Source organism: Campylobacter sp. LMG 7929, assembly GCF_024723595.1.
Taxonomy (GTDB): Bacteria; Campylobacterota; Campylobacteria; order Campylobacterales; family Campylobacteraceae; genus Campylobacter_D.
This window is the reverse complement of the sequence record NZ_JANQCY010000037.1, coordinates 1-666: the sequence shown is the minus strand read 5'-3', so window position 1 is coordinate 666 and position 666 is coordinate 1. Positions and strand designations below refer to the sequence as shown.

Below are 666 nucleotides of genomic sequence, written 5' to 3'. Positions count from 1 at the left end.
ATAGCATCATTACCATTATTAATAGCTTGACCCAAAGTCGCAGCTTGAGATCTTAAACTATCTGCAATAGCCATACCAGAAGCATCATCTGCTGCAGAGTTGATTCTAAGACCTGAACTAAGTCTAGACAAAGACTTGTCTAATTCTCTTGCTGTTATAGTTGAGTTTGCGTGTGCATTCATTGCACCTATGTTGGTGTTTATTCTAAAACCCATTTTAAATCCTTTCAAAATATTGCTTGATTTATACAAAGCAATAAGCGTTCCAAATATAAGAAAGTGAATGGGAAATAAAATAAAAAGTGGAAGAGAAAAACACCTTGAATATTCAAGGTGTTTTGGATTTCTTTACTATTGTAATAATCTCATTACATTTTGTTGTACAGCATTAGCCTGACTCATAGCATAAGATCCACTTTGAGCTAGGATGTTATACTTAGCAAAGTTTGCACTTTCTGCTGCAAAGTCTACATCTCTGATGTTTGATTCAGCTGATTTAATATTTACTTGAGTTACACTGATGTTATTAAGTGTAGCTGTGATTTGATTTTGCACCGCACCAAGATCAGCTCTGATTTGATCAAGATTAGTAATAGCAGTTTCAGCTATATCCATAACAGCCATAGCGCCTTTAAGTGTAGTAACACCAGCTTGTTGATCTTTAGCG

The 666-nt window shown here is 35.0% G+C and carries 2 protein-coding genes; both read right to left on the bottom strand.

Annotated elements, in window-relative coordinates; genetic code table 11:
* On the bottom strand, nt 1–215 hold a 215-nt coding region (locus tag CAMP5118_RS07960; RefSeq protein ID WP_439897286.1), incomplete at its 3' end, for a flagellin N-terminal helical domain-containing protein.
* Between the two features lie 135 nt (nt 216–350).
* On the bottom strand, nt 351–666 hold a 316-nt coding region (locus tag CAMP5118_RS07955; RefSeq protein WP_337206424.1), incomplete at its 5' end, for a flagellin.